The organism is Psychrobacillus sp. (assembly GCF_056205495.1).
The window spans coordinates 1-5,391 of the sequence record NZ_JBAEAP010000531.1 but is presented as its reverse complement, the minus strand read 5'-3'; the positions used below and the strand labels follow the sequence as shown (position 1 = coordinate 5,391).

General features: G+C 37.0%; 6 protein-coding genes. 3 read left to right on the top strand and 3 right to left on the bottom strand.

Annotated elements, in window-relative coordinates:
• On the bottom strand, nt 1–342 hold a 342-nt coding region (locus tag AC06OU_RS15010), incomplete at its 3' end, for a GNAT family N-acetyltransferase (protein ID WP_475856852.1).
• A gap of 12 nt (nt 343–354) precedes the next feature.
• Nucleotides 355–1,074 (bottom strand): lysostaphin resistance A-like protein, encoded by a 720-nt coding sequence (locus AC06OU_RS15005; RefSeq protein ID WP_475856850.1) that lies wholly within the window; start codon nt 1,072–1,074, stop codon nt 355–357.
• A 331-nt stretch (nt 1,075–1,405) separates the two neighbouring features.
• On the opposite strand from AC06OU_RS15005, the gene groES reads away from it, so the two are divergent.
• The 3 genes from groES to AC06OU_RS14990 all read left to right on the top strand — a co-directional run bounded on the left by groES (nt 1,406) and on the right by AC06OU_RS14990 (nt 4,215).
• Nucleotides 1,406–1,690 carry a co-chaperone GroES gene (gene groES, locus AC06OU_RS15000; RefSeq protein ID WP_169360458.1) on the top strand — a complete coding sequence of 95 codons (285 nt, stop codon included), beginning with the start codon at nt 1,406–1,408 and terminating at the stop codon, nt 1,688–1,690.
• A gap of 40 nt (nt 1,691–1,730) precedes the next feature.
• A complete protein-coding gene (gene groL / locus AC06OU_RS14995) occupies nt 1,731–3,365 on the top strand; it encodes a chaperonin GroEL (RefSeq protein ID WP_169360457.1) in 1,635 nt (544 codons plus the stop codon).
• Between the two features lie 379 nt (nt 3,366–3,744).
• Nucleotides 3,745–4,215: a YtxH domain-containing protein gene (locus AC06OU_RS14990; protein ID WP_475856847.1), complete on the top strand. Its 471-nt coding sequence runs from the start codon at nt 3,745–3,747 to the stop codon at nt 4,213–4,215.
• A gap of 58 nt (nt 4,216–4,273) precedes the next feature.
• Here the strand turns inward: AC06OU_RS14990 and AC06OU_RS14985 are convergent.
• A partial coding sequence (locus tag AC06OU_RS14985; RefSeq protein ID WP_475856845.1) for a VanZ family protein occupies nt 4,274–5,391 on the bottom strand: 1,118 nt, incomplete at its 5' end.

Sequence of the window (5,391 nt, the reverse complement as noted above, 5' to 3'; positions counted from 1 at the left end):
CATAATTCCCTTTCCCCATGATCTAGGGGAGAGGTCATATCCTATTTCTATTCGGTTGTGTTCAACCTCATAGTTCAAGTAACCACACGTACCAATCACTTTTTTGTTTACCTTCTCTTCTATTACCCAACGCAAACCAGTTTGCTCCAAAAATATTTTCTCGTACCAACTAATCTCGCCTTTTGCATCTTCAATAGAATTAAACGGATCGAGTGGCATGTGCTGTACAACATTTTCATTGGCATACAATTCTAGAATGTCGTCGGAGTCTTGTTCGGTTGCTTTTCGAAGAATAAGTCTTTCTGTTTCTATTATAGGAAGCTTCGTAAATGAAAAAGTCATAGTGATTCCTCCTTATTGCAACATTTCTGCTAATCTTTCAAAGAAGTTAATGATTTCTTCATTATATAGTTGTGCAATTACTACGAATCCGTTTAAAAGCATATGGGCAATAATAGAAGTAATGATTCGTTTTGTCTTATAATAAATGAATGCGAATATAAAACCAGACACAGCATATATTAGTATGTGCGTAAACTCAAAATGGATGACTGCAAAGGACAGTGAGCTTATAAGTGCTGCTACAAAGAAGTTTGTTTTAGGTAATAATGTTCCGAAAATGATACGACGGAAGATGAGCTCTTCTAAGATTGGGGCAAAGAGCACGATAGAGAAAAAAACAAAGGGCACCGAACTAGCTAGTTCCATGAAATCTTGTGTATTTTCAGAACCGGGCTCGATTCCAAAAAACTTGATCTCAATATTAGCAGCAAGGGCCTGGCCGTACAAAACCATTATGAATCCCAAAACTCCCCAGGCAACTGATTTGAGTGTGCTCGAAGCTTGTCCCTTTAAAGGTCGGATAAAGCTCTTGTCTTTTCGGATGATAAGTAAAGTGATGATTGTTGCAGTCCCCATTCCGATGAAAGTCCACCAGCCGTTAGCCAGTAACATAGGATTTTCCAGGTTATAGTATTTAAAAACCATAAATAGCAGAGAAGCAAAGATGATTCCGGAGAGCTGCATGACACAGTAGGTGATTAATATGTATAAGGCTGTTTGTTGTTTTTTCATCTAAATATCCTTTCCGTCTTCTATAAAGATTCTATTGCATAGCATGCTGGTAATTATTATATGTGCTAGCCTTATTGTAATGGAAAACTAAAATAAAATCGCTTGTTAGCTATTTTATTCTTGGATAGTTTTAGTATTTAAAAGGGACTTGCTTACGCACAAAATACTCATTATCTAAGAGGAGAAAGAAGATAATAAAATTTTAAAAAAAGTTTAGGTTCTGACTTGCAAATTTTACGTAGTTTAATTATTATTATAAGTGTGTTAGCACTCAAAGTGTGAGAGTGCTAATAAATATTAAATTCAACTTATTTTAGGGAGGTAGTTTCACTTGTTAAGACCATTAGGTGATCGTATTGTAATCGAATTAATCGAAGCTGAGGAAAAAACAGCATCTGGCATCGTACTTCCAGACTCTGCTAAAGAGAAACCACAAGAAGGTAAAGTCGTTGCAGTAGGTACTGGACGAGTACTAGAAAACGGAAACCGCGTTGAATTAGACGTAACAGAAGGGGACCGTATTATCTTCTCTAAATATGCTGGAACTGAAGTAAAATATGAAGGCCACGACTATTTAATCTTACGCGAAAGCGATATTCTTGCTGTAATCGGCTAATAAAAGAAATTAAAAAGAACAATTAGGAGGGCATACTAACATGGCAAAAGAAATTAAATTTAGTGAAGACGCTCGTAGTGCAATGCTACGTGGAGTAGATAAATTAGCAGACGCTGTTAAAGTAACATTAGGACCAAAAGGTCGTAACGTAGTTTTAGAGAAAAAATTTGGTTCACCACTTATCACGAATGATGGTGTAACCATCGCAAAAGACATCGAGCTAGAGGATGCTTTTGAAAACATGGGTGCAAAATTAGTAGCAGAGGTTGCTTCTAAAACAAACGACATCGCTGGTGACGGTACAACTACAGCAACGGTTCTTGCACAATCTATGATTCGTGAAGGACTTAAAAACGTAACTGCAGGAGCTAACCCAGTTGGTATCCGTAAAGGTATCGACTTTGCTGTAGCTGCTGCTGTAACAGAGCTTAAAGCAATCTCTAAACAAATCGAAGGTAAAGATTCGATCGCTCAAGTAGCTGCTATTTCTTCTGGCGATGAAGAAGTTGGTGAGTTAATCGCTGAGGCAATGGAGCGCGTTGGTAACGACGGAGTTATTACAATCGAAGAATCTAAAGGATTCACAACAGAGCTTGATGTGGTAGAAGGTATGCAATTCGACCGCGGATATGCATCTCCATACATGGTAACTGATTCAGATAAAATGGAAGCTAACCTAGACAACCCATATATCTTAATCACAGACAAAAAAATCTCAAGCATTCAAGAAATCTTACCAGTGCTAGAGCAAGTAGTTCAACAAGGTAAACCACTTTTACTAATCGCTGAGGATGTAGAAGGGGAAGCGTTAGCTACTCTAGTAGTGAACAAATTACGTGGTACATTCAATGCAGTAGCTGTTAAAGCTCCTGGATTCGGTGACCGTCGTAAAGCTATGCTTGAAGATATCGCTATTCTAACTGGTGCAGAAGTAATCACAGAAGACTTAGGCTTAGACCTTAAATCTGCGAACATCACTCAATTAGGACGTGCTTCTAAAGTAGTAGTAACAAAAGATAACACAACAATCGTAGAAGGTAACGGAGATACGAAAAACATCTCTAGCCGTGTTGCTCAAATCCGTGGCCAATTAGAAGAAACAACTTCTGAATTCGATAAAGAAAAACTTCAAGAACGTCTTGCTAAACTTGCTGGTGGAGTAGCTGTTGTTAAAGTTGGAGCAGCAACAGAAACTGAGTTAAAAGAACGCAAACTTCGTATTGAAGATGCACTAAACGCAACACGCGCAGCTGTAGAAGAAGGTATTGTATCTGGTGGTGGTACTGCACTAGTAAACGTATACAACAAAGTAGCTGAGCTTGCAGAAACAAAAGAAGGCGACGTAGCAACTGGTATCCGTATCGTTCTTCGTTCTTTAGAAGAGCCAGTTCGTCAAATCGCTAACAACGCTGGTTTAGAAGGATCTATCGTTGTAGATCGCCTAAAACGCGAAGATATCGGCATGGGCTTCAACGCAGCAACTGGCGAGTGGGTTAACATGATCGAAGCTGGTATCGTGGACCCAACTAAAGTTACTCGTTCAGCTCTTCAAAACGCTGCATCTGTAGCTTCTCTATTCTTAACTACAGAAGCAGTAGTAGCAGACATTCCAGAACCAGCAGGAGCAGGCGGCATGGGTATGCCTGACATGGGCGGAATGGGCGGCATGATGTAATAAGCCGTGTTAACCCATGATTCATAAGGGTTACTATGTACAATAAGGTTACAAGTTAACATATATATTGTTTAAAAATAGAAGCTTCTCATTAGTTGTAATAACTAGTGGGAAGCTTTTTTATTTCTTGCGTTTTTTCTTTAAGTGGAGATATATCGTTCTAAAAGATCGAGTCTTTTATGGGTGAAATACTTGGAAAATATTAGGTGGTAATTTACTTGTTTTCCTATCTAATACTTGCATGATTTTTTTCTTCATTTGTAGACATTATGTTAATTAGCTGATAAAAGGAATTTAATCAATTAGTTTAAACAAAAGAAAAAAGGGCACTTAAAGTAGTAAGGAAACAATTTCAAAAAACAGACAGGAGGAATTATTAATGACACAAATTGCTACGTATAACAACTCACTGAGTAATGCTGAGGAAGAAAAAAATGGAAAGCTTTTAAAAGGTTTAGTAGTGGGTGCTGTGATTGGTGCTGCTATTGCAATGCTAGATTCCAATACAAGAAATAAAGTAACATCCACAACGAAAAACGTGAAAGACTCAACATTGGATATGTATAGCCAAGTTAGAAACAATCCAGTAGAAGTGAAAAACGATTTACAAGAGCGACTGAAATCTGCCTCTACGGTTCTAAAAGATGCGATAAACGATGCGCAATCTCTATATGAAAAAGTAAACGAGAACATTCTTGGACCAGTTAGCCAAGTTAAGGAAGACTCAAGTGGAATTATTTCGAGTGCTAAAGAAATCACTTCTGATATAAAAGAAATAAGTGGAAAAGTGAAAGAAGCGGGAGAAGAAGTGGTAGATGGCGGTAATGGAAACAATCAGACTAAAATTTAATATCTTAACTAAAAATAGCACTTTACTTTGGTTACGTTAAAGTAAAGTGCTATTTTATTTATTTAATTGCTGGTATTGAAATTTCAACGGTGGAGTCTGGATTGTTCACGTTACCAATAAAAATATATACAGGCTGATAATAACCTTTCGTATCATAAGTATAGTCTATGCGAACATCCGTTATCTTTAACTTATCTCCTTTTTGTAGAGGATTAAATAAGCTGAACTCCCCATTTAATAATGCTTCATATGCTTCCTGCTGAGATATAATTTCCGTCTCCCCGGACATTTTGTTATTACTTACATCATAAATGATGTCATCAGGAATTTGCTGATTAGAAAGTGTAACTACGATAAATCCTTGAGAAAAATCCTCACATGTAAGTTGTACATTCTCTAGCTCGTCTAAATCCCAACGAATGGTAAGTTCATCTTGTTGCTGATAGGTAGCATTACTAGGGAATAAACCTTCACTTTCTAACCAATTTTCCATATACAGTTTTTGCTGTTCTATGTCTACTTTTGGTGCCTCTTCGCTATAAGCATCAGTTGAAAAGGACCATGAACCATTGGACATGAAATAAGTTAAGTAATAGAATTCACCTTCCTCATCTATCAGCTGTAACTGGCGATTTTCCCCTTCCATTCGTATACCACCTTGCTGTTGTAGAGCAAATTGATCAGAGATGGATTGTGAGACTACTTTAAAATTATTAATATCTCTAACATCTGAATTGTGATACATACAAGCATTAGTCGATTTGTTAGAGAGCTGTGTCTCTAGTTGCACATCAATTTGCTCCATACTTTGTTTTTGTGCAGGCTTAAATGCCAGATTTCCAAACTCTTGTGCATAATATACAACACTTGCTATACCGAATAACAGAACAAAAATTAGTGGAATAGCAAATGCTTTTACAATTGGAGCTAGTTTTAACTTTCGTTGCTCGATGCTTGTCATGATGGCCATTACTAAAAAGTAACCTGCTAGACTTCCGATTGTATTATGCAAAAGGTCGTCAAATTCAAAGATTCCTTTACCAGAAATGTACTGGAAAATTTCTACACAAAGTGTAAATACAATCGAAATAATGAATACTCTCCAGAACCATTTCATTTTTGGATGGATCAACGGCAATAAAACACCCAATGGAACAAACATTAACATATTAAAGA

Excerpts from the sequence above, each read along its gene's own strand:
- groL (WP_169360457.1), top strand. The coding sequence starts at position 1,731 with ATGGCAAAAGAAATTAAATTTAGTGAAGACGCTCGTAGTGCAATGCTA.
- AC06OU_RS14990 (WP_475856847.1), top strand. The coding sequence starts at position 3,745 with ATGACACAAATTGCTACGTATAACAACTCACTGAGTAATGCTGAGGAA.
- AC06OU_RS15005 (WP_475856850.1), bottom strand. The coding sequence starts at position 1,074 with ATGAAAAAACAACAAACAGCCTTATACATATTAATCACCTACTGTGTC.